The 22,350-nt window shown below is 72.7% G+C and carries 17 protein-coding genes; 8 read left to right on the forward strand and 9 right to left on the reverse strand.

Features of this window, described 5'->3' with window-relative positions; genetic code table 11:
* Window positions 1-47 precede the first annotated feature (47 nt).
* The 6 genes from ACFVYS_RS08710 to ACFVYS_RS08735 all read left to right on the forward strand — a co-directional run bounded on the left by ACFVYS_RS08710 (window position 48) and on the right by ACFVYS_RS08735 (window position 8,858).
* On the forward strand, window positions 48-1,691 hold the full coding sequence (locus ACFVYS_RS08710; RefSeq protein ID WP_389500112.1) for a subtype B tannase: 1,644 nt from the start codon (window positions 48-50) through the stop codon (window positions 1,689-1,691).
* A gap of 343 nt (window positions 1,692-2,034) precedes the next feature.
* Window positions 2,035-3,225 carry a flavin-containing monooxygenase gene (locus tag ACFVYS_RS08715; RefSeq protein WP_389500114.1) on the forward strand — a complete coding sequence of 397 codons (1,191 nt, stop codon included), beginning with the start codon at window positions 2,035-2,037 and terminating at the stop codon, window positions 3,223-3,225.
* Window positions 3,226-3,561: 336 nt separating this feature from the next.
* The gene (locus ACFVYS_RS08720; RefSeq protein WP_389500116.1) at window positions 3,562-5,037 is read left to right on the forward strand and encodes a flavin monoamine oxidase family protein; all 1,476 of its coding nucleotides are present in this window, start codon (window positions 3,562-3,564) and stop codon (window positions 5,035-5,037) included.
* A 148-nt stretch (window positions 5,038-5,185) separates the two neighbouring features.
* Window positions 5,186-7,411 (forward strand): acetate--CoA ligase family protein, encoded by a 2,226-nt coding sequence (locus ACFVYS_RS08725; protein WP_389500117.1) that lies wholly within the window; start codon window positions 5,186-5,188, stop codon window positions 7,409-7,411.
* Window positions 7,402-8,196, forward strand: a complete 795-nt coding sequence (locus ACFVYS_RS08730) for an enoyl-CoA hydratase/isomerase family protein (protein WP_389500119.1) — start codon at window positions 7,402-7,404, stop codon at window positions 8,194-8,196. Before ACFVYS_RS08725 ends, ACFVYS_RS08730 begins: the two co-directional genes overlap by 10 nt.
* A 62-nt stretch (window positions 8,197-8,258) precedes the next feature.
* Window positions 8,259-8,858, forward strand: a complete 600-nt coding sequence (locus ACFVYS_RS08735) for a flavin reductase family protein (RefSeq protein WP_389500334.1) — start codon at window positions 8,259-8,261, stop codon at window positions 8,856-8,858.
* A gap of 30 nt (window positions 8,859-8,888) precedes the next feature.
* Here the strand turns inward: ACFVYS_RS08735 and ACFVYS_RS08740 are convergent, their stop codons facing one another.
* Together ACFVYS_RS08740 and ACFVYS_RS08745 are read right to left on the reverse strand one after the other, a co-directional pair.
* The gene (locus ACFVYS_RS08740; protein ID WP_389500121.1) at window positions 8,889-10,433 is read right to left on the reverse strand and encodes a multicopper oxidase family protein; all 1,545 of its coding nucleotides are present in this window, start codon (window positions 10,431-10,433) and stop codon (window positions 8,889-8,891) included.
* A gap of 229 nt (window positions 10,434-10,662) precedes the next feature.
* On the reverse strand, window positions 10,663-12,000 hold the full coding sequence (locus ACFVYS_RS08745; RefSeq protein WP_389500123.1) for an MFS transporter: 1,338 nt from the start codon (window positions 11,998-12,000) through the stop codon (window positions 10,663-10,665).
* A 71-nt stretch (window positions 12,001-12,071) separates the two neighbouring features.
* On the opposite strand from ACFVYS_RS08745, the gene ACFVYS_RS08750 reads away from it, so the two are divergent.
* Window positions 12,072-13,109, forward strand: a complete 1,038-nt coding sequence (locus tag ACFVYS_RS08750) for a GlxA family transcriptional regulator (RefSeq protein WP_389500125.1) — start codon at window positions 12,072-12,074, stop codon at window positions 13,107-13,109.
* Here ACFVYS_RS08750 and ACFVYS_RS08755 read toward each other — a convergent pair.
* From ACFVYS_RS08755 to ACFVYS_RS08770, 4 genes are all read right to left on the reverse strand, one after another.
* On the reverse strand, window positions 12,999-14,288 hold the full coding sequence (locus ACFVYS_RS08755; protein ID WP_389500127.1) for an MFS transporter: 1,290 nt from the start codon (window positions 14,286-14,288) through the stop codon (window positions 12,999-13,001). The genes ACFVYS_RS08750 and ACFVYS_RS08755 overlap by 111 nt on opposite strands.
* Before the next feature lie 106 nt (window positions 14,289-14,394).
* A complete protein-coding gene (locus tag ACFVYS_RS08760; RefSeq protein ID WP_389500129.1) occupies window positions 14,395-15,444 on the reverse strand; it encodes a Zn-dependent alcohol dehydrogenase in 1,050 nt (349 codons plus the stop codon).
* A gap of 41 nt (window positions 15,445-15,485) precedes the next feature.
* Window positions 15,486-16,634, reverse strand: coding sequence for an acyl-CoA dehydrogenase family protein (locus ACFVYS_RS08765; protein ID WP_389500131.1), 1,149 nt, complete (start codon window positions 16,632-16,634; stop codon window positions 15,486-15,488).
* A gap of 130 nt (window positions 16,635-16,764) precedes the next feature.
* The gene (locus ACFVYS_RS08770; RefSeq protein ID WP_389500133.1) at window positions 16,765-17,682 is read right to left on the reverse strand and encodes an SDR family NAD(P)-dependent oxidoreductase; all 918 of its coding nucleotides are present in this window, start codon (window positions 17,680-17,682) and stop codon (window positions 16,765-16,767) included.
* Between the two features lie 101 nt (window positions 17,683-17,783).
* Here ACFVYS_RS08770 and ACFVYS_RS08775 point away from each other — a divergent pair, with 101 nt between their 5' ends.
* A complete protein-coding gene (locus tag ACFVYS_RS08775) occupies window positions 17,784-18,710 on the forward strand; it encodes a cyclase family protein (RefSeq protein ID WP_389500135.1) in 927 nt (308 codons plus the stop codon).
* A gap of 526 nt (window positions 18,711-19,236) precedes the next feature.
* Here the strand turns inward: ACFVYS_RS08775 and ACFVYS_RS08780 are convergent.
* The 3 genes from ACFVYS_RS08780 to ACFVYS_RS08790 all read right to left on the reverse strand — a co-directional run bounded on the left by ACFVYS_RS08780 (window position 19,237) and on the right by ACFVYS_RS08790 (window position 22,329).
* Entirely contained in the window at window positions 19,237-19,749 is a 513-nt protein-coding gene (locus ACFVYS_RS08780; RefSeq protein ID WP_389500336.1) for an ATP-binding protein, read from the reverse strand.
* Between the two features lie 551 nt (window positions 19,750-20,300).
* Window positions 20,301-21,185, reverse strand: coding sequence for an acyl-CoA dehydrogenase family protein (locus ACFVYS_RS08785; RefSeq protein ID WP_389500137.1), 885 nt, complete (start codon window positions 21,183-21,185; stop codon window positions 20,301-20,303).
* A 10-nt stretch (window positions 21,186-21,195) separates the two neighbouring features.
* The gene (locus ACFVYS_RS08790) at window positions 21,196-22,329 is read right to left on the reverse strand and encodes an acyl-CoA dehydrogenase family protein (protein WP_389500139.1); all 1,134 of its coding nucleotides are present in this window, start codon (window positions 22,327-22,329) and stop codon (window positions 21,196-21,198) included.
* Between the last annotated feature and the right edge of the window lie 21 nt (window positions 22,330-22,350).

Genomic DNA, 22,350 nt, shown 5'->3' on the forward strand with positions numbered 1-22,350 from the left:
CCCCGGAGAGCACGCATTCACCACCCGGTTCATCGAGAGGCAGCATCGTGAAGCACAGGGCAGTCAAGCGCAGGTCGGTCGTCTTGGGGCTCGGCGCCACCGCGGGTGTCGCGGCAGTGGGCGGCATCGCCCTGAGCGCGCAGGCGTCCGGCGGCACGTCGCCGTCCTCGTCCTCGGGCGCCGGCTCCCTGACCTTCGACCCGGACGCCTACACCGAGCTCACGACGACCGTCACGGACACCGCCGGCGACGAGCACGCCGTGACGTACCACTTCTGGAAGGCGATCACCTACGTCGCCAAGCCGGTGGACGCCACCTACCAGTCGCTGAACGTGAGCGTGCCGGTCGAGATCGACGGCACGGCCGTCGACGCGAGCAACGCGCCGATCCTGTTCGCGAACTCCGTCGGCGGCTACATGCCGTCCTCCGTGGCCGACGCCACCGGGATCGGCGCCGGCGGAATGGGCGGCGGAACGGGCGGCGGAGCGCCCAGCGGAGCCCCCTCGGCCTCCGCTTCGGCCTCGGCGCCCGGTGCCAACGGCAACACCAACGCCACCGGCGGGGCCCTGTCCTCCAACCAGCTGCTGGCCCTGGCCGCCGGCTACGTCGTCGTCGAGCCCGGCGCCCGCGGCCGTACGCTCAAGAACTCCGCCGGCGAGTACTACGGCGTGGCTCCCGCCGCGATCGTCGACCTCAAGGCCGCCGTGCGGTACGTGCGGGCCAACAAGGGCGTCATCCCCGGCGACACCGACCGGATCGTGTCCGCCGGCACCAGCGCGGGCGGCGCGCTCTCCTCGCTGCTCGGCGCGTCCGGCGACAGCCCGCTCTACGACAGGTACCTCGAGGAGCTCGGCGCGGCCGACGCCTCCGACGCGATCTTCGCGACCGGCGCCTGGTGCCCCATCACCGACCTGGAGCACGCCGACGGCTCCTACGAGTGGAACTGGGGCGGCAACGCCCTCAGCACGGGCAAGCAGGTCGACCAGACGGTGTCGAAGACGCTCCGGTCGCAGTTCGCCGAGTACCAGGCCGGACTGAAGCTCAAGGGCCTGAACGGCTTCGGCACGCTGAACGCCCGCAACTACGACGAGTACCTGGTCAAGCAGTACCTGGAGCCGTCGGCCACCACCTACCTCGCGGCCCTGTCCGACACCGCCCGCGAGACCTACCTCGCCGCCAACACCTTCATCACCTGGAAGAACGGCAGGGCCGGCTTCTCCTGGGCGGACTTCCTCACCCACGTCGGCGCCCGCAAGAAGACCGTCCCGGCCTTCGACGCCTTCGACCTGTCGGCGGGCGAGAACAACGAGTTCGGCAAGGGCACGGTCATCTCCCGCCACTTCACGGCCTACAGCCTGAAGAACGACACCACCGGGCTCACCGCCAAGCGCCTCGACAATGACATCCCCGAGATGCTGCGGCTGATGAACCCGATGTACTTCCTGACCGACAAGCCCAACGCGGGCCGCAGCAAGCACTGGTGGATCCGTCTGGGCACCAAGGACTCCGACACCTCGCTGACGGTCTCCGCCAACATCGCCGCCGCCGCGCACGGCCTCGGCGACGACGTCGACCACCTCTACTACTGGGACCAGGGCCACGGCGCCAACACCGACCCGGGCGACTTCATCGCGTGGATCGCCAAGGTGACGGGCCACAGGGCGAAGTCCGGCAGCCAGGTCAAGAAGTAGTGGTTCCGCATGCCTCCCGGTCCGTCCGGGAGGCATCCTGAACGCGGAGGCGCGCGTTTCCCGTCATGGTCACGAACGCCCCCGCCCGCACCGGCGTCTGTTTCCCGTCATAAGTCACCGACGCCGCCGCACGCGACGCCTGGCCCGAGCGCACCTGGGCCAGGCGTCGCTCCTTTTCCCCGCCGCTTCCCCACCGGTTTCCCCACCGATCCGCCCTGCCGCGCACAACCGAGTGGTCTACGTCACCGGTCCTACCCGCACTTCCCCCACGCGTGATCGATCCGCAACCAATTCCGGTCTTGACCGAGACCCATCAACCGCGCGCGTGATTACGCTCGCGCTCATGGAAGACTCCGCACCGCGCCCGACCCCTCAGGCGATCACCACCGCGAACCCGGCCGACCGCCCCGTCTACGTCATCGGCGGCGGTCCCGGCGGCCTCGCCACCGCGTACGCGCTGCGTGCCCAGGGCATACGGGCCGTCGTCGTGGAGAAGTCCGACGGGGTCGGCGCGTCCTGGCGGCGCCATTACGACCGGCTGCATCTGCACACCACCCGGCGCCTGTCGGCCCTGCCCGGGCTCGCGATGCCGCGCCGGTTCGGGCGGTGGGTGGCGCGCGACGACATGGTGCGTTACCTGGAGAAGTACGCCGAGGTCCACGAGCTGGAGATCGTCACCGGCGTCGAGGTCTCCCGCGTCGAGCGCACCCCGGACGGCACCGGCTGGCTGCTGCGTGCCACCGGCGGGCGCGAGCTCGTCGGCTCGGCGGTGGTCGTCGCCACCGGCTACAACCACACCCCGCTTCTGCCGGACTGGCCCGGCCGCGAGGAGTTCACGGGCGAGCTGGCGCACGCAGCCGACTACCGCAGCGGCAAGGAGTACGCCGACCGGGACGTCCTCGTCGTCGGCGTCGGCAACACCGGCGCCGAGATCGCCGTCGACCTGGTGGAGAGCGGTGCGGCCCGGGTGCGGCTGTCCGTGCGCACCGCCCCGCACATCGTGCGCCGTTCGACGGCCGGCTGGGCCGCGCAGTACACGGCCGTGCTCGTACGGCGGCTGCCGGTCCGCCTGGTGGACCGGCTCGCGCGGCCGATGGCGAGGCTCAGCGTGCCGGACCTGTCGGCGCACGGTCTGCCCCGCCCCGACAGCGGCCTGTACTCGCGCGTCAGAGAGGGCGCCATCCCGGTGCAGGACGTCGGCCTGATCGACGCCGTGCGCAAGGGCAGGGTGGAGGTCGTGGCCGCCGTGGCCGGATTCGAGGAGGGCGGCGAGATCGTCCTCGCCGACGGCACCCGGATCACCGCGGACGCCGTGGTCGCCGCCACCGGGTACGTCCGCGCCCTGGAGGGCCTGGTCGGCCACCTCGGCGTGCTCGACGACCGCGGCAGACCCGTCGGCCACGGCGCCCGCTCCCCCAAGGACACTCCCGGCCTGTACTTCACCGGCTTCACCACCCCCATCAGCGGCACGCTCCGCGAGCTGGCGATCGACGCGGCGAAGATCGCGAAGGCCGTACGCCGCCACCTCCGGTGACCCTCCCCACCTCCGGCAGCCCGTCCCACCACCTCCGGTAAGCCGTCCCGCCCCGTCCGGTAACCCGCCACGCCACCTCCGGAAGCCCGTCCCGGCGCCCCCGGTAGCCCGTCCCGGCAGGCCGCGGCCTTCCGCTCCCGCGGCCAACTCCCTCCATCTCGCTGCCCGTTACACCTGTGTCAGATGCGACGAGAGCGTTGTCCCGTGCCCTCCCACGGAGCCAGAATGTGAGCACTGTTCATCTTTCTGGTTCCACCCCCGCTCGCTCTCGAAGCTCGACGGAGGACGCACGTGGCAAGTGAAAGACAGCATTCCCGCCGTTCCGGTGACGGCGGCATGTCCCGCCGTTCCCTGCTCGGCCGCACCGCCGCCGTGGCCGCCGGCGCCACCGCCGTGACCGCGGCCGCCGCCGGTACGGCCGCCGCGGCCACCACCCGGGACGTGGACGTCGCGATCGTCGGCGGCGGCCTCGCCGGCCTCACCGCGGCGCGCGACCTCGTGGCCGCCGGCCGGACGGTCGCCGTCCTGGAGGCCCGCGACCGCGTGGGCGGCCGGGTCGTCAACCTGCCCCTGGCCAACGGGGGAGTCACCGAGGGCGGCGGCGAGTTCATCGGCCCCACCCAGGACCGCATCAAGGCGCTCGCCGACTCCCTGGGCGTGGCCACCTTCGCCACCTACAACACCGGCAAGAACCTCCTCTACAAGGACGGCAAGAAGACGCCGTACGCCACCGACGGCCTCCTCGGCTCGGTCCCGCCGATCGACGTGGCCGGGCTCGCCAACGCCGCGATCGTGCAGGCCTCGCTGGACGACATGGCCAAGCAGGTGCCGGTCGACGCGCCCTGGACCGCCGCCAAGGCCGCCGAGTGGGACAAGCAGACCTTCGAGAGCTGGCTGAACGCCAACGCGGTGGTCCCGTCGGCGAAGTTCCTCCTCGACGTGGCCTGCACCTCGATCTTCTCGGCCGAGCCCCGCGAACTCTCGCTCCTCTTCGTCCTCTTCTACATCGCGGCCGCCGGCAACGACTCGACCCCCGGCACCCTGGAACGCCTCACCGAGACCGCGAACGGCGCCCAGGAACAGCGCTTCGTCGGCGGCTCCCAGCTGGTGCCGATCAAACTCGCCGCCACCCTCGGCGACCGGGTGGTGCCGAACGCCCCGGTGCGCACGATCGCCCGGTCCGGCGGCAAGTACGTCGTCACCGCCGACGGCATCACCGTCACCGCCAAGCGGGTCGTCGTCGCCGTGCCCCCGCCGCTCGCCGCCCGCATCCGGTACGACCCGCTGCTGCCCGCCGCCCGCGACCAGCTCACCCAGCGCCTGCCGATGGCCTCGGTCGGCAAGGCGATCGCGATCTACGACACCCCCTTCTGGCGGGCCGACGGGCTCAACGGCCAGGTCGTCAGCGACACCGGAGTGATCAGCTCCACCTTCGACAACTCCCCGCCCGACGCCTCGTACGGCGCGCTGATGGGCTTCATCGAGGCCGACGAGGCCCGCAAGCTGGACGCGGCGAGCGAGGCGGAGGTCAGGGCGGCCGTACTGAAGGACTACGTGACGTACTTCGGCGAGAAAGCCGCCTCCCCTTCCTCCTTCGTCCTGCAACGCTGGAACAACGAGGCCTACACCCGCGGCGGCCCCGTCTCGATCGCCGCACCGGGTGTCCTGACGCAGTACGGCCCGGCCCTGCGCGAGCCGGTCGGCGGGATCCACTGGGCCGGAACGGAGACCTCCGTCCACTGGATGGGCTTCATGGACGGAGCCGTACGGTCGGGCGAGCGGGTGGCGAAGGAGGTGCTGGCGGCGCTGTAGTCGCCGTCCGCGTCCGTCCCCCGCCCGCTGCCCGCCCGCTCCTTTCTGTGTGCACGACCATTCCTGACGCTCCGTCAGGTATGTAACCTGACAGGGCGTCAGTTACTTGACGGTCACTCATGGCAGTCACACAGGAGCGGGCGGACCGATGCTTGGATCAACCCACGGCACCCTCACCACCGACTCCCGCCGGGCCCGGGTCCTCGCGTGCGGCGAGCACCCCGGGCCCGCCGTCCACGGCCGGCCCGCCGCGGCGGACGACCTCGACGTCAGCGGCCGTCCGCTGTACGCGGACGTCCCCGACCTGGACCGGTTCTTCCGGCCGGAGTCGGTCGCGGTCATCGGCGCCTCGGACGCCGAAGGACGCCCGAACACCGGTGTCACCCGGCAACTGGTGGGCTGGGCCGAGCGGGTGGGGGCGCGGCTGCATCCCGTGCACCCCACCCGCGCGAGCGTCTTCGGCCTGCCCTGCTCGCCGTCCGTGGCCGACCTGCCCGAGCAGGTCGACCTGGCCGTCCTGCTGGTCGCCGACCCGCTGCCCGTCATCGAGCAACTGGCCGAGACCAAGGTGAAGTTCGCCGTCGTCTTCGCCTCCGGGTTCGCGGAGACGGGCGAGGAGGGGGCGGCCGCGCAGGCCCGCCTCTCGGCGGCGGTGGCCCGCTCGGGCATCCGCCTGCTCGGCCCCAACACCAACCTCAACGCCTTCGAGCGGTTCCGCGACGATCTCCCCGGCCCGTCGATCGCGCTGATCACCCAGTCCGGTCACCAGGGCCGCCCGGTCTTCGCCCTCCAGGAACTCGGCATCCGCCTCTCCCACTGGGCGCCGACCGGCAACGAGGCCGATCTGGAGACCGCCGACTTCCTCTCCTACTTCGCCGAACGCCCCGAGGTCGGCGCGATCGCCTGTTACGTGGAGGGCCTGAAGGACGGCCGGTCCTTCCTCCTCGCCGCCGACCGGGCCGCCCGGCGCGGGGTACCGGTCGTCGCGGTCAAGGTCGGCCGCACCGAGACCGGCGCCCGCACCGCCGCCTCCCACACCGGCAAGCTGACCGGCGCGGACGAGGTGGTCGACGCGGCGATGCGCCAGTACGGCGTGATCCGGGTGGACGGCCTCGACGAACTCCAGGACACCGCAGCTCTGTTGGCCCGCGCCCGGCCGCCGCAGGCCGACGGGGTCGTCGTCTACTCGATCTCGGGCGGCACCGGCGCCCACGCGGCCGACCTGGCGACGGCGGCGGGGCTCACCCTGCCGACCCTGTCGGCGGCCAGACAGGCCGAGCTGCACCAGTGGATCCCCGACTACCTGAACGTGGCCAACCCGATCGACAACGGCGGCCATCCGGTGGGCGACCACCGCGGCCGGAAGATCATCGACGCGATCCTCGACGACCCGGCCGTCGGCGTCCTGATCTGCCCGATCACCGGCCCGTTCCCGCCGCTCAGCGACCGCCTGGTCCAGGACCTGGTCGACGCGGCGGAGCGGACGGACAAGCTGGTGTGCGTGGTCTGGGGCTCGCCGGTGGGCACCGAACCGGCCTACCGCGACGTCCTGCTGGGCTCCTCCCGGGTGGCGACCTTCCGCACCCTCGCCAACTGTGTCTCGGCCGTCCGCGCCCACCTCCAACACCACCGTTTCGTGAGCGACTACCACTCGCCCTTCGACGAGGCCCCGCGCACCCAGTCCCCGTCCTTCCGCAAGGCGCAGCTGCTGATGCGGCCGGGACAGCAGCTGAGCGAGCACGCGGCGAAGCAGCTGCTGCGGGCATACGGCATCCGGGTACCGCGCGAGCAGCTGGTGACCAGCGCCGCGGCTTCGGTGCGGGCGGCGGGGCTGGTCGGCTACCCGGTGGTGATGAAGGCGTCCGGCGGGCAGATCGCCCACAAGACCGAGCTGGGCCTGGTGAAGGTCGGCCTGACCTCGGCCAGCCAGGTCCGGGACGCCTACCGCGAGCTGACCGACATCGCGCGCTACGAGGGGGTCGCGCTGGACGGCGTCCTGGTGTGCCAGATGGTCGAGCGGGGCGTGGAGATGGTGGTCGGCGTGACCCACGACGACCTGTTCGGCCCGACGGTGACGGTGGGCCTCGGCGGGGTCCTGGTGGAGGTCCTGCGGGACGCCGCCGTGCGCGTGCCGCCGTTCGGCGAGGACCAGGCCCGCGACATGCTGGCCGAACTGCGCGGGAGAGCGCTGCTGGACGGCGTTCGGGGCCGCCCGCCGGCCGATCTGGACGCGCTCGTCGAGGTGATCCTGCGGGTGCAGCGGATGGCCCTGGAGCTGGGCGACGACCTCGCCGAGCTCGACATCAACCCCCTGGTGGTCCTGCCCTGGGGGCAGGGCGCGGTGGCGCTGGACGCCCTGGCGGTGTGCCGGTGAGCATCACCTCGTCGCAGTCGGCCGACGGACAGGTCACCCACCTCACCCTCGACCGCCCCGAGACCCTCAACGCCCTCACCCCCGACATGCGGGACCACCTGATCGCCCTCCTCGCGCAGGCCTCGGCCGACCCGGACGTCCGGGCGGTGGTCCTCACCGGCACCGGACGCGGCTTCTGCGCGGGAGCGGATCTGCGGGGCGGCGCCACGGGCGGCGAGCGGGTGGCCGGCGATGTGAGCCGGACCCTCCGACTCGGCGCCCAGCGCCTGGTCTCCGCCGTGCTCGACTGCGAGAAGCCGGTGATCGCCGCGGTGAACGGCACGGCGGCCGGGCTGGGCGCGCACCTCGCGTTCGCCTGTGATCTGGTGCTGGCCGCGGAATCGGCGAGGTTCATCGAGGTGTTCGTCCGCCGGGGCCTGGTCCCGGACGGCGGCGGCGCCTATCTCCTCCCCCGGCTGATCGGGCCCCGACGGGCCAAGGAGCTGATGTTCTTCGGCGACGCGCTCACCGCGCCGGACGCCGAACGCCTCGGCCTGGTCAACCGCGTGGTCCCGGACGGCGAGCTGGACAAGACGGCCCGTGAGTGGGCGGCCCGCCTGGCCGCCGGCCCCACCCGCGCCCTGTCGCTCACCAAGCAACTGGTCAACGCCTCCCTGGACGGCGACCGGGCCACCGCCTTCGCCGCCGAGGCCGCCGCGCAGGAGATCAACATGACGACGGCGGACGCGCAGGACGGCGTGCGGAGCTTCGTGGAGCGGCGGGAGCCGAGGTTCCGGGGCCGTTGACACGGTCCCGGCGGTCTCGACCCTTCCTATCTGACATGCCGTCAGTTTCAATGGAACACATGATGGGACATGCGGGAATGGCGGCCGCGGCCGTCCGTTACCTCAGGGCGGACCACACGGTCGAGGCGCTGCCACGCCCGGAGCTGCGCTGTGTCCGCGAGGACGAACGCGCGCCGGTGGACCAGGGCGAGTTCCGGCGGGTGCTGGGGAGCTTCGCGTCGGGCGTGACGGTCGTGACGGCACCGGCCGTCGAGGGCGAGGAGGGCGGCGCGGGCCCCGCCGGCTTCGCCTGCCAGTCCTTCTCCTCCCTCTCCCTCGATCCGCCCCTGGTCGCCTTCATGGTCGGCCGCACCTCCACGACCTGGCCGCGCATCGCCCGCGCGGGCGCCTTCTGCGTCAACGTGCTGAGCGCCGGCCAGGCCGGTCTGTGCCGCGCCTTCGCGGCGAGCGGCACCGACAAGTTCGCCGGGGTGGCCCATGACGCGGCCCCGGTGTCGGGGGCGCCCCGCCTCGCCGGCACCCTCGCCTGGATCGACTGCGCGGTGCACGCCGTCCACACGGGCGGCGACCATCTCGTCGTCGTGGGCCGGGTGAACGCCCTGGGGACGGGCGAGGGCGCGGAGGAACCGCCCCTGCTGTTCCACCGGGGCCGTTTCCTCTGAGCATCGGCCGGCCCGCCCGGTACGCCCCGCTCAGCGCACGTAGTCGACGACCTGCATCATGCCTTCGTCGCCGTGCTGGAGCTGGTGGCAGTGCAGCATGGAGCGGCCGGTGAAGTCCTCGGCGCGCAGCCGGAAGGTGATCGAGCCGTTCGGCGGGATGCCCACCGTGTCGTGCCAGACCGGCGTGGCCAGGCGGCGGTTGTCGACGGCGGTCAGGAGGAAGTGGTTGGTGTGCAGGTGGAAGGGGTGATGGCTGTGGGCGTGGGAGTCGTTGACGACCGTCCACTCCTCGACCTCGCCCAGCCGGACGCGCTGGTTGACGAAGTCGGACGCGAGGCGCCCCCAGGCGAGGTCGCGGCGGCCGGCCAGCGGGTCGGCGGGCGGGGTCTCGCCGTCGCCCAGGATGCGGTAGGCGTTCGGGAAGGCGCCTGAGAAGACGTTCTCGTAGCTGCGGAAGGTCAGGGTCCGGGTGCGGGTGGGCTCGGGCAGGCTGGTGGGCCTGCCGGGCAGGGCGGTCGGCAGCGCCATCGGGCGGGCTTCGCCGGTGACGACGAGCGTCAGCAGGCTCTGCGAGGGGCCCCCGCCGGAGAACTTGTAGGTGCCGGGCTCGCCTCCGCGGATCAGCAGGTCGACGCGCCCGCCCATCGGCAGCGTCAGTCCGGTGGTGGTGACGGGTTCCATGAGGGTGATGCCGTCGTAGGCGATCTGGTGCAGTTCGTGCCCGCGCAGGGTCAGGAAGTGAGCGGTGATCGCTCCGGCGTTGACGATCCGCCAACGCTGGACCTCCCCCGGGGCGATGGTCAGCACGGGGTTCTTGGCGCCGTTGACCAGGAAGGTGGAGGTGATGCCCTCGTAGGCGCCGTGCGAGGTCAGGTCCGGCACCCGTCCACCGGACAGCTTGAGCTCGTTGATGCAGACGACGACGTCCTTGGCGGCGGCGATCTCGGGCACCTCGTCGATGTCCCCCTCGACGACGAGCACGCCCCCCATGCCGCCCAGCAGCTGGGTCGCCGTGGACCCGTGATGGTGCGGGTGGTACCAGAAGGTGCCGGCCGGATGATCCGCCGGGACGTCGACGACGCTGCGGTAGGTGGTGGTGCTTCCCGGCGTCTCGGAGGGCTCGAACGTGCGGTAGATGTTGTCCGCCTCGCCCGTGGGGTCCACGTGCATGCCGTGGGTGTGCAGGTTGAACGTGTTGAAGTGGTGCGGGACGTTCATGTCCTGATGCGTCGCGTCGGCATGCGCCGCCTCACCGTTCGGCGGCAGCGCGTTGACGTGCGTGATCTCCAGCGCGTCCCCCGGACGCACCCGCAACGTCGGCCCGGGGATCCCCCCTTCGTAGGCGCGCGTGGTCACCGTGCCGACCCCGGGGAGCGCCAGCTCGGTGAGGGCGACGGTCAGACGGGTCTCCAGCCGCCCCGTGTGCGGCGGCGTCCTGCGGATCTCCGGCTGCGGGAAGGCGGCGCCCCTCTCCTGCCGCGCCGCCGCTCGCGGACTCGTCGCCCCGCCGGTCAGGACCGCCCCGGCGGCGACCGGCAGGCACTTCAGCACGCCACGACGGGCCAGAGAAGTCACGTATCGCCTCCAGGGGCAGAAAAAGCAGCGGTGAGCAGCGGACGGCAGTGCACGGCAGCGCACGGGCAGAGCAACGACACGGAGGCCGCACAACGCGGCCATCCGTGTCGGAATGTGCCCATATGGTACGTAAAGGAGGCCTGAAATCACCTTCGCCTCACCGGCCAGGACAGTCACCGGCTGAGGCGGCCGCCGGCTCAGGCCGTGGTCGGCTCAGGCGGTCGTCGGCTCAGGCGGTCACCGGTGCGGGGACAGCCGGTGCGGGGACCGCCGGCCGCCGCCGGATCACCAGCGCCATCAGCGCCGCCGCGGCGCACAGCGCCCCCGACGCGTACCAGACCACGTCGTACGAGCCGAACGTGTCCCGTGCCATGCCGCCCAGGAAGGCCACCAGGGCCGCGCCGACCTGGTGGGAGGCCAGCACCCAGCCGAAGACGATGGCGCTGTCCTCGCCGTAGTGCTCGCGGCACAGAGCCAGGGTGGGCGGGACGGTGGCGACCCAGTCGAGGCCGTAGAAGACGATGAAGAAGATCATCGGAGGGTGCACGGAAGGGGCCAGCAGCATCGGCAGGAACAGCAGCGAGATGCCCCTCAGCGCGTAGTACACCGCCAGCAGCCGACGCGACTCGAAGCGGTCGGTGAACCAGCCGGAGGCGATCGTGCCGACCACGTCGAAGACGCCGATGACCGCGAGCAGCGAGGCCGCCGCCGTGATCGGCATGCCGTGGTCGTGGGCGGCGGGCACGAAGTGCGTCTGGATCAGGCCGTTCGTGGAGGCGCCGCAGATCGCGAAGGTGCCGGCCAGCAGCCAGAACGGGCCCGTGCGGACCGCCGAGAAGAGGACCCGCAGCGTGCGGCGCGCGGCGCCCTGCACCGGGGCCGGCTTCGGGACGAACTCCGTCGCGCCGTACGGCTTCTGACCCACGTCCGCCGGATGGTCACGCAGCAGCAGCCAGACGAAGGGAACGACGGCCAGCGCGGCCAGCGCCACCGTCACCGCCGCCGGACGCCAGTCGTAGCGCGTGACCAGCCAGGACAGCAGCGGCAGGAAGATCAGCTGGCCGGAGGCGGAGGCGGCGGTCAGGATGCCGCTGACCAGGCCCCGGCGCGTGGTGAACCAGCGGTTGGTGACCGTGGCGGCGAAGGCGAGCGCCATCGAGCCCGAGCCGAGGCCCACCAGCAGGCCCCAGTACAGCAGCAGTTGCCAGGCCGCCGTCATCCAGACCGTCAGGAGCGAGCCGACCGAGATCACGGTCAGCGCCACCGCGACCACCCGGCGGATGCCGAAGCGGTCCATGAGCGCCGCCGCGAACGGGGCGGTGAGGCCGTACAGCGCCAGATTGACCGAGACCGCCGCGCCAATCGTGCCGCGCGACCAGCCGAACTCCTGGTGCAGCGGGTCGATGAGCAGACCGGGGAGCGAACGGAAGGCGGCCGCGCCGATGATCGTGACGAAGGTGACGGCGGCGACGAACCAGGCGCGATGGATGCGACGGCGGCCGGGGACACGGTCGGAGACGGGCTGCTGTTCCTCGGCGGATGCCGGAGTTTCGGTTGTCTGGGTCACGTCACAGAGCTTCCGATACCGGGACCCGGCGGGCGAGTGGCCCGAGAGACAGCATTCGCTAGGATCGGGCCATGGCCGAACCGTACGCATCCTCCCGCCATCGCGTCGTCGTCCTCGCCCTCGACGGGCTGATGCCCTTCGAGCTCGGCATCCCGCAGCGCATCTTCGGCAAGGCGCGCGACGCGGCGGGCCGCCGCCTGTACGACGTCGTCACCTGCTCCGTCCGGCCGCCGGGCCCCGTCGAGACCGACGCCGACTACGCCGTCCTGGTCGGCAACGGCCCCGAGGCGCTGGCCACCGCCGACACCGTCGTCGTCCCCACCTCCTACGAGCTGGGGCCCGTCTACGAGAAGGGCGTGCTCACCCCCGAACTGGCCGCCGCCCTCGCCCGCCTGCGCCCCGGCACCCGCCTCGTGTCGATCTGCACCGGCGGATACGTCCTCGCCGCCGCGGGCTACCTGGACGGCCGCCCGGCCACCACGCACTGGATGCACGCCGAGCACTTCCAGCGGCTCTTCCCGAAGATCCGGGTGGACGCGGACGTGCTGTTCATCGACGACGGCGACGTCCTCACCTCCGCCGGGGTGGCCGCCGGGATCGACCTCTGCCTCCATCTCCTGCGCCGCGACCACGGCGCGGCGGTCGCCAACGAGGTGGCCCGCCGTACGGTCGTACCGCCGCACCGCGACGGTGGGCAGGCGCAGTACATCGAGCGCCCCGTGCCCGACCCGCAGCAGGCGACCACGACCGCCGCCCGCGCATGGGCGCTGGGCCGCCTCCACGAGCCGATCCAACTGCGCGACATGGCCGAGCAGGAGGCCATGTCGGTCCGGACCTTCACCCGCCGCTTCCGCGAGGAGGTCGGTATCAGCCCCGGCCAGTGGCTCACCCAGCAACGGGTCGAGCGGGCCCGGCATCTGCTGGAGTCCAGCGACCGGTCCGTCGACCAGATCGCCCGGGACGCCGGTTTCGGCACCGCCCAGTCGATGCGGCAACACCTACAGGCGGCCCTCGGGGTCACGCCGACCGCGTATCGCCGCACCTTCCGCACCGTCCGCGCCGGGAGCGGCGAGAGCGGTGGTCACGGCGTCGTCGACGCCCTGCGCTGACCTCCCCGCGGTGCGCGCCTCGCCCCACCAGCCGACCGCCGTGAGGAGCAGGGTCACCCCGACCCCGGCCAGGACCGCCGTCGACGGGGCGACCACCTTCAGCAGGGCGCCGGCGAGGGGGCCCGTCGCCGCGTAACCCGCTCCCGCGGCCGCGTACATGACCGAGTATCCCGCGGCCAGGGCGTGCGGCGGGAGCGCCTCGCGCAGGGACAGGTTGCGGGTGAGCATCGCGGCGGACTGGAGGACGCCTCCCACGGCCAGCGCCGCCGCGATCCCCACCGCGTCCGGGGTCAGCGCGGCGACCGTCACACAGACCGACGTCCCCGCCATCAGCACCACGCTGCGGGTGCGCAGCCGCCCCGGCCAGGCCCGAAGACCGTAGGCGAACGCGCCGAGCCCCCCGCCCACCGCCATCCCGGTCAGCAGCGGACCGGACCAGCCGACCCCGACGCCCCGCTGTTCCAGCAGGGCGGGCAGGACGAGTTCGGCGAGCCCGAGCAGGGTGAGGCTGGCCGCGCCCGTCACGTACACCGGCCAGGCGCCGGTCAGGACCCGCAGCGGCGACGCGCCCGCCCGGTCCTCGCCCCGCGGGTCCGCCGTGCCGGCCGCGCCCCAGGCCGCCGGGAGCAGCCACACACCCGCGACCGACCAGGCCATCAGGGCGGCCGCGAGAAGCAGCGGGACGCGCGGCGCGACGCCGAGGGCCAGCCCGGCGACCGCCGCGGGCGCGACGGCCCACACCCCGGCCGTCAGCATCGACTCCACGGACAGCGCCTGGGCCGTGGCTCGCTCCGGAACCAGCGCGGTGAGCAGTGTGCGCAGCCCGCCGGTGGCGGCGGCCGGGGCGGCACCGGCCACGACCGCGAACCCCCCGAGGACCGCCGGATGCGCGGCCGGGAAGGCCCCGAGCCCCGCGAATCCGACGGCCCCGGCCGCCAGCCCGCCGGCCAGCTGGACCCGGGCCCGCTCGGGGCGCAGCCGCATCCCGAGGGCGGGGGCGCCCACGATCTCCCCGACGACGTAGGCCGCCGCGAGGATCGCGCCCAGCGTGTAGCCGCCGGGACGCTCGCGCACCAGGAACACCAGCGCCAGCGGCGCCATGGCGACCGGCATACGGGCGCCGACCGCCGTGCAGCACCAGATCAGAACCTGTCTGGTGGCGACGTCGCGGTAGCTCATGCAAGGACCGTAGGGGGCCGCGCCTGCACCGCCCCACGGGTTTTCCGGGCAGCCGGCCGAACTTTCCGGTCAGCTCACGGTGCCTCGGTCGGCCCGCGGCTCCTGGTCAGAACGTGAGCACAGCCCGCGCCACCCGCCCGGCCTCCGCGTCCGCCGCCGCCTTCGCGAAGTCCTCCACCGGGTAGGTGTCCGTCACCAGTTCGTCGAGGAGCAGACGGCCGGTGCGGTACAGCTCGGCGTACAGCGCGATGTCCCGCTGCGGGCGCGACGAGCCGTACCGGCAGCCCAGGATCGACTTGTCCAGGTACATCGACGAGACCAGGAAGGACGCCTCGGCGGTGGCCGGCGGCACCCCGAGGAGCACCGCCTGCCCGTGCCGGTCCAGCAGGTCGATCGCCTGCCGGATCAGCTCGACCCGGCCGACGCACTCGAAGACGTGGTCCGCGCCCGTGAGCAGCACGTCCCGCACCGCGTCCGTCGAGGTCAGGAAGTCGGTCGCGCCGAACCGCCGGGCCACCGCCTCCTTCGCCAGGTTCGCGTCCACCGCGACGATCCGCGAGGCGCCCGCGATCCGTGCTCCCTGCACCACGTTCAGCCCGATCCCGCCCGTCCCGATGACGACGACGCTCTCCCCGTACCCGACCCGCGCGCGGTTGAGCACGGCCCCGACACCGGTCAGCACGCCGCACCCGATCAGCGCGGCGGAGGTCAGCGGGATGTCCTTCGGGATCCGGACCGCCTGTACGGCCTTCACCACCGTGCGCTCGGCGAAGGCGGAGTTGGACGCGAACTGGTACACCGCGCTCCCCGCGCGCGTGAACGGCTTCCGCGGGCGCCCGATGGCCTGCCGGCACATCGTCGGCCGGCCGCGGTCGCACTGCGCGCAGGTGCCGCAGTTGGCGAGCGTGGACAGCGCGACATGGTCCCCCGGCACGACATGAGCGACCCCCGCGCCGACCGCCTCGACGACCCCCGCGCCCTCATGACCGAGGACGACGGGCGCCGGGAAGGGAATCGTCCCGTCGACGACCGAGAGGTCGCTGTGGCACAGCCCGGCCGCCGAGATCGCGACGAGCACCTCACCCGGCCCCGGATCGCGCACGGCCAGATCGTCGACGACCTCGGCCCGCTTCCCGTCGAACACCACACCTCGCATCGCGTCCCCACCGTCCTGTCCGTTTCCGGTCCGCTGTCCCTTTATCCCTTGGGCTGCCTGGGCAGGCCGAGCACCCGCTCGGCGATGATCGTGCGCTGGATCTGGTCCGAGCCGCCGTAGACGGTGTCCGCCCGGGAGAACAGGAACAGGTGCTGCGCGTCGTCGAGTTCGTACGGCGAGGACGGCGACCAGTCCGCGGGACCGACGCTCGCCGCCGCCCCCCGCACCTGTACCGCCACCTCCCCCAGCCGCTGATGCCAGCCGGCCCACAGCAGCTTCGCCACGCTGGGCGCGCCCGGCCCGCCGGAGCCTCCCAGCGTCCGCAAGGCGTTCCACCGCATGGTCCGCAGCTCGGCCCACAGCCGCACCAGCCGCTCGCGTACGACGGGGTCGTCGGCCGCCCCCGTCCGCACCGCCGTACGCACGACGCGCTCCAGTTCCTGGGCGAAGCCGATCTGCTGGGCGAGGGTCGACACCCCGCGTTCGAAGCCGAGGAGGCCCATCGCCACCCGCCAGCCGTCGCCCGCCGCGCCGACGACGTGCTCCACGCGCGCGTGCGCCCCGTCGAAGAAGACCTCGTTGAAGTCGCTGGTGCCGGTCAGCTGCCGGATGGGCCGTACCTCGATCCGTCCCGGCTGGTCCATGGGGACGAGGAGAAAGGTCAGTCCGTGGTGGCGCCTGGACCCCGGGTCGGTGCGGGCGAGCACGAAACACCAGTCGGCCTCATGGGCGAGCGAGGTCCAGATCTTCTGCCCGGTGATGCGGTACGACCGTCCGTCGGGAGCGAGTTCGGCCCTCGTACGGACCCCGGCCAGGTCGGACCCGGCGTCCGGCTCGCTGTACCCCTGGCACCAGAGCTCGGCACCGGCGGCGATCGGCGGCAGGAAGCGCGCCTTCTGCTCCGCCGTGCCGTGCGCGAGCAGGGTCGGCGCGAGCAGCTTCTCCCCGATGTGCCCGGAACGGGCCGGGGCCCCCGACCGCGCATACTCCTCGGCCCAGGCGACCTGCTGGGTGAGGGTGCCGGTCCGGTTGCCGTAACCGCCCTCCGACCACCCGAGCCCGATCCACCCGGCCGAGCCGAGGGTGCGCTCCCAGGAACGCCGATCAGAGGCATGCGGGACATGCGCATCGAGCCAGCCCCGCACTTCCCCACGGAACGAGTCGTCCGCCGACGCAAAACCGAAATCCACGCTGACCTCCTAGAGAAGGGCGACCGCCGCCACCTCAGGGGCGCGGGGGCTGCATCAATATGCGGCTCCGCCGCGTGGGCGCGAACAACCACGACGCACCCGCAGCCGCCGAACCACGCACACCCCCGGGCTACTGGGCGTTGGGCCGATCCCCCTCCCGCGCAGCCCGCTCCATCTCCTCCAACCGAGCAAGCATCGGCATCGGATCCATCCCCACCGTCCCCGGCAACACCTCCGCGATCCGCTCCGGCGTCCAGGACCCGCCCTCCGCGTAAGCCGAACGCAGTTCACTCGGCTGCGCCCACACCGCGATCTTCGGCCCCGCGACGGTGTACACCTGCCCGGTGACCTTCGCCTCCCGCGCACGATCCGACAGCAGGTACACCACGAACGCGGCCACGTCCTCGGGTTCACCGATCTCCGCCAACTCCATCGGCACGCCCGCGGACATTCGCGTACGGGCCACGGGGGCCACCGCGTTGGCGGTCACCCCGTACTTGTGCAGACCCAGCGCCGCACTCCGCACGAGCGAGATGATCCCGCCCTTGGCGGCGCTGTAGTTGGCCTGCGAGACCGAGCCCTGATGGTTGCCGCTGGTGAAGCCGATCAGCGTGCCGGAGCGCTGGCCTCGCATCACCGCCGACGCGGCCCGGAACACGGTGAACGTGCCCTTGAGATGGGTGGCGACGACCGGATCCCACTCCTGTTCGGACATGTTGAACAGCATCCGCTCCCGCAGGATCCCGGCCACGCAGACGACTCCGTCGAGCCGCCCGTACGACGCCAGCGCGGTGTCGACGACCCGCTGCCCGCCGGCCATCGTCGAGACGTCGTCGGCGACGGCGACCGCCTCCCCGCCCGCCGCCTCGATCTCCTTGACGACCGACTGCGCGACCTCGCTGGTGGGTGAGGCGCCGTCCACCGAGACGCCGTAGTCGTTGACGACGACCCGCGCGCCCTCGGCCGCCGCCGCGAGCGCCACCGCCCGCCCGATGCCTCGTCCAGCCCCGGTGACGGCGACGACCTTGCCGGTCAGGAAGTTCCCCACGTCCGGCCCCCTCCCGCAGTTTCTGACGGACCGTTAGATTTGAACGCGAGGTCTAGATTGACCCGTCCGTCGGTCGGGGACAAGCCCCGGGGAGGCACGGAATGACACTGCCGGTCGAGTTCCACGAGATCGCGAAGCGCGTCAACAACTGGGGGCGCTGGGGGGCCGACGACGAGATCGGCACCCTGAACCTCATCACCGACGACGTCGTCCGCGCGGCCGTCGCCGAGGTACGCACCGGCCACCGCGTCCCGCTCGCGCTGCCCCTGCGGGAGGACGGTGTGCAGACCGGGCTGATCCCGGGGCGGGTCAACCCCCTGCACGCCATGGTGCAGATCAACCAGGAGATCTTCGGTCCGGGCACGGTGGCGTGCAGCGACGACACCGTGACCATGGGCCTCCAGGCGGGCACCCACTGGGACGCGCTGACCCATGTCTCGCACTCGGGGAAGCTCTACAACGGCCGGCCGGCGGGCACCGTCACCCCGCACGGCGGCGCCGAGTTCAGCGGCATCGACAAGGCGCGGCACGTCGTCTCGCGCGGGGTGCTCCTGGACGTGGCACGCGCGCGTGGCGTCGACCGGCTGGACGGCGGGCACGCGGTCACCCCGGAGGACCTGGCGGCGGCCGAGGAACTGGCCGGCACGCGCGTGCGGGCCGGTGACATCGTGCTCGTACGGACCGGGCAGGTGCAGCTGTACCTGGCCGGTGACAAACAGGGGTACGGCTATCCGTCACCGGGCCTCTCGGTCCGCACGCCGGCGTGGTTCCACGCGCGCGATGTGGCGGCGGTCGCCAACGACACCCTCACGTTCGAGATCTTCCCGCCCGAGATCGACGATCTGTGGCTGCCGGTGCACGCCCTCGACCTGGTGGAGATGGGCATGCTGCAGGGCCAGAACTGGAATCTCGAAGAGTTGTCCACAGCCTGTGGACAAACCGGCCGCTACGCGTTCCTGCTGTCGGCGATGCCCGAGCCGTTCGTCGGCGGCACGGGGACGCCGGTGGCCCCGGTGGCAGTGCTGTAGCCATCGGCGCGCGAACAGGCGTTCCCCTCACGTCGACTGGCGGCGCGCGGCTGCCCGCCCCGAGCACGGCACCGCGCACCGCCATCCGACTCCGGCGCACCCTCCCCCGCTCCCGGCTTCGCCCGAGCGGGAGGGGCCCCCACCGACTCCCCTCGGCCCTGAGGGAGTCGGCGCCGAATCACGACCCACACTCGGCGAGAGCCTCCGTCACCGAAGCCCTCGTCGTCCCCTCGCGGCGAATCGCTGACCACAAGCGTGATCAAACGGACACGTCGCGTCAACACCTGAACGGAGATTTATTACTTACGTCCCCTTTGTGGTGGGCGCGCACGGAAGCACAGCCGGGCGCACCGATGTCGAACCGGACGATTCACGGCAGCGCTTTCTGCGCCCGTGCACCGCAAGCCGCGGGGCGCTCCGCACCCGTGCGCCCTCGTCGGCCGCCATGCGCGTCACCGGTCGCCTGCCGGCCGCGCCGCCGGTGACCCGCCGCCCGGTCGACGCCCGATCGCCGCCCTATCGTCGCTCAGACGACCTCGTACGCGAGCCCTCCGTAGGCCGGCTCGGGCTCCGCCGGGACCACGCCCCGGCATTCCTCCACGCCCCGGCGCTCCTCCGCGCCCCCGTGGTCCGCCTCGGCCGCACCGGGCTCCGCGCAGCGGTCCAGTTCGCACCAGATGCGCTTGCCCGCACCCTCGACACTCCAGCCCCAGCGGTCCGCGAGACCGTCGACGAGGGCCAGACCACGGCCGCCGGTCGCCTCGTCACCGGCGCAGCGGGGCACGGGGGCCCGGTCGCTGGTGTCGGCGACCTCCAGTCGGACGGTGGACGGCTCGGCCGTCCCGCCCGGCAGGGAGAGCCGCAGCACGGCCGGACAGCCGGTGTGCACCACGGCGTTGGTGACCAGTTCGGAGACGAGCAGGATCAGCGTCTCGGCGAGCGGCTCCTCGTCCCCTATCCCGGACCCGGCGAGGCGCGAACGGGCCCACCTGCGGGCGCGCCCCACCTCAGCGGGGTCGGGCCGGATCTCCAGCTGCACTTGAAGCACCTGCACCGCTCACACCATCCGAACCGGCGGACACATGGCCGTGCGCCACGCAAGCCACGCGAGCCGCGTGTGCACCATGACGACGGGGGCCACGATCGTAGCCATTTTCTGCATGACCAGAACAACAGCCAGAGGCAGGGTGACGGAACGTGAATCCCTTACGAGACAGCTTGGTTGACATACAGTCACCTCAACAAGCGCTTCGGGCATATTCCAGCGCGAAGGAGTACCCGTGCGGCATACTGTGCGACGCTCGTTGCGGGGAGTCGAACAGGCGGGCTCCAGAAGCCCGTCCGCCCTGCGAGCGGCGGCGCGCACCGCCGGATCCGGCACCGCCCCAGGGGCACCGCCGGCATGGCTCATGCTCGGAACCACTCGCATCCCACAGAAGGTACCGGAGAGGTCCGCCGACTCCAGGCCGTGACGGGTCACGCATCGGACACAACCCGATATCAACGCTCCGTGATTCCGGTATGCCACAATCCGCGACACCCGTACGGCCGTCCGCGCGCCGCCCCCGCCGTCACCGCAGGCAGGCGCCCCTAACGGCCCCCTCCGGACAGCAGGTCGGCCGCGAGCAGTTCCTCACTCTCCGTACCGCCGCCCGCACGCCGGGTGCGCAGCCAAGCCCGCTTGAGCAGCAGATGTACGTCCGCCTCCCAGGTGAAGCCCATGCCGCCGTGCACCTGGAGGCAGTCGCGCGCGCCGCGTACGGCGGCCTCGTCGGCGAGCAGCCGGGCGGCCGCGATGTCGGCCGGGTCGGCGGTGACGGCGGCCGCGTAGACCGCCGCGCGGGCCACCTCGACCCGCACCAGCAGTTCCGCGCACAGATGCTTGACCGCCTGGAAGGCGCCGATCGGCTGCCCGAACTGCTCGCGTGCCCGGGCGTGTTGCACGGCGAGCTCGCACGCGCGCGTGGCCGTGCCGAGCTGCTCGGCCGCGGTGAGGAGCACGGCGACGGGATCCACGGCCGCCGAGACACCCGGGACGCGGTGCAGCGGAGTCAGCGGATCCACCGACCGCAACGGCACGGCCCCGCCGGCCTCCCCGCACACGACGTCCGCCTCCGTCAGCCACTCCACCAGCCCGCCGCCGTCCACGGCCGCCACGACCGTCTCCCCCTCAGCCGCGCCGGGCACCCGGCCCGCCGCGAGGTGGGTGGCCACGAGCGGCCCCGGCAGCAGCGCCCGGCCGGCCTCCTCGAACGCCAACACGGTCTCGGGCAGCCCGAGTCCCACCCCGCCGTCCGCCTCGGGCAGCCGCAGCGCGAAGAACCCGGCCGCCCCCAGCTCCCGCCACAGCGCCCGGTCCAGCCGCCCCGGCCGGTCCACGGCGGCCCGCAGCGCCGCCCGGTCGAAGCGGCGCGCCACCAGCCCCCGTACGCCGTCCCGCAGCGCCCGCTGGTCCTCCGTCAGTCGAAAACGCATGTCGGAGAGTTCACCGTCCCTTCGGCAGGCCCAGGATCCGTTCGGCCACGATGTTCCGCTGGATCTGCGAGGTTCCGGCCGCGATGGTGTACGAGAGGGAGGAGAGCCGGTCGTGGACCCAGGGGTGGTCGGTGTCGAGGGACTCGTCGCCCAGGACGTCGGCGGCCGCGTCGTACAGCTCCTGGCGGGCCTGCGAGTACCTCAGTTTGAAAACCGAACCCCCGACGCCCGGCAGACCGCCTACGGCCTCCGCCTCGCTCACGTTCCACTGCGTCAGCCGCCAGAGCGCCCGGAACTCGGCGTTGAGGGCGCCCAGCCGCCGCCGCAGGGCGGGATCGTCCCAGCGTCCGTTCCTGCGTGCCTCCACGGCGAGTTCGCCCAGCACACGCCGACAGGCGACGACCTCGCCCACGAAGGCGGTGCCGCGCTCGAACGACAGCGTCACCATCGTCACCCGCCAGCCGTCGTTCTCCTCCCCCACCCGATGACCGACCGGCACCCGCACCTCGTCGAGGAACATTTCGGCGAACTCGGCGGATCCGGCGAGGGTACGCAGCGGCCGTACGGTGATGCCGGGGGCGTCCATGGGCATGGCCAGCCAGGTGATGCCCCGGTGCTTGGGCGCCGCCGGATCCGTGCGGACCAGCAGTTCGCACCAGTCGGCGACCTCCGCGTGCGAGGTCCAGATCTTGGACCCGCTCACCACGTAGTCGTCGCCGTCGCGCCACGCGCGCGTGCGCAGCGCGGCGAGGTCCGACCCGGCGTCCGGCTCGCTGAAGCCCTGGCACCACACCTCCTCGCCGCGCAGGATGGGCGGCAGCCAGCGGGCCCGTTGTCCGGCCGTTCCCTCGGCGGCGATCGTCGGCCCGGCGTGCAGCAGCCCGACGAAACCGGCCCCCACGTAGGGCGCGCCGGCCCTCTCCGTCTCCTCCAGGAAGATCAGGCGGACGCCGGGCGAGGCCTGCCAGTGCACGTCGGCGTACCCGGCCTCGTACAGCGTCCGCTGCCAGCCGAGGTCGTGGGCGCGGCGGCCGGGCCAGTCGTCCGGGGAGGGCTTCGGCGGGAGCGTGGGCAGCACCTTGCCGAGCCACTCGCGCAGCCGGGCCCGGAACTCCGCGTCCTCGGGGCTGTCCGCGAGGTCCATGTCCTGATCCCCCTGATCCCC

It is taken from the genome of Streptomyces sp. NPDC058295 (assembly GCF_042880655.1).
GTDB lineage: Bacteria > Actinomycetota > Actinomycetes > Streptomycetales > Streptomycetaceae > Streptomyces > Streptomyces coriariae.

Coding starts and splice junctions, on each gene's coding strand:
- ACFVYS_RS08775 (WP_389500135.1), top strand. CDS start 17,784: ATGACACTGCCGGTCGAGTTCCACGAGATCGCGAAGCGCGTCAACAAC.
- ACFVYS_RS08760 (WP_389500129.1), bottom strand. CDS start 15,444: ATGCGAGGTGTGGTGTTCGACGGGAAGCGGGCCGAGGTCGTCGACGAT.
- ACFVYS_RS08720 (WP_389500116.1), top strand. CDS start 3,562: ATGTCCCGCCGTTCCCTGCTCGGCCGCACCGCCGCCGTGGCCGCCGGC.
- ACFVYS_RS08750 (WP_389500125.1), top strand. CDS start 12,072: ATGGCCGAACCGTACGCATCCTCCCGCCATCGCGTCGTCGTCCTCGCC.
- ACFVYS_RS08785 (WP_389500137.1), bottom strand. CDS start 21,185: ATGCGTTTTCGACTGACGGAGGACCAGCGGGCGCTGCGGGACGGCGTA.
- ACFVYS_RS08715 (WP_389500114.1), top strand. CDS start 2,035: ATGGAAGACTCCGCACCGCGCCCGACCCCTCAGGCGATCACCACCGCG.
- ACFVYS_RS08790 (WP_389500139.1), bottom strand. CDS start 22,329: ATGGACCTCGCGGACAGCCCCGAGGACGCGGAGTTCCGGGCCCGGCTG.
- ACFVYS_RS08735 (WP_389500334.1), top strand. CDS start 8,259: ATGGGACATGCGGGAATGGCGGCCGCGGCCGTCCGTTACCTCAGGGCG.
- ACFVYS_RS08725 (WP_389500117.1), top strand. CDS start 5,186: ATGCTTGGATCAACCCACGGCACCCTCACCACCGACTCCCGCCGGGCC.
- ACFVYS_RS08755 (WP_389500127.1), bottom strand. CDS start 14,288: ATGAGCTACCGCGACGTCGCCACCAGACAGGTTCTGATCTGGTGCTGC.